Consider the following 450-nt stretch of genomic DNA (forward strand, 5'->3'; position numbering starts at 1 on the left):
ACGCTGCTCGTCCACGCGGCCCAGCCGCCCTCGCGGTCCGCCACCACCTGGACCCGGACGCCCTCCCGGGCCAGCTCCTCGGCCACTCGGGCCCGTACCGCGCCGGGCGGCTCGGCGGCGGCCGTACCGCCGCACCGTACGTGCAGCCCGACGTGCCAGTCCTGCAAGCGCCAGCCCAGTGAGACGGCGCGCTCCACGGTGGCGCGGCTGATCGTGTCGCGGCCCGCGGCGATCTCTTCGAGCAGCCGCTCGCGCGCCGCCGCCTCGTGATCGGCGCGGGTCCGTTCCCCGGCGAGCCACGAGCGGATGAACGGCTCCAGTACGGCGAGGCCCAGTGCGACCGTGTCCGCGCGGGCGGCGTCCACGTCCGCGACCGGGCACACGAGCCACGCGGCGACCGGGGCCGCAGCGCCCGCACCGGCCGCGTGGACGGGGTGCGCGAGCAGCCCC

The 450-nt window shown here is 78.4% G+C and carries 1 protein-coding gene; it reads right to left on the bottom strand.

The genetic code is table 11. The features are described from left to right. A partial coding sequence (locus tag G3I42_RS06355; protein ID WP_203606432.1) for a hypothetical protein occupies positions 1-450 on the bottom strand: 450 nt, incomplete at both ends.

Source organism: Streptomyces sp. SID11385 (assembly GCF_010548245.1).
Taxonomy (GTDB): domain Bacteria; phylum Actinomycetota; class Actinomycetes; order Streptomycetales; family Streptomycetaceae; genus Streptomyces.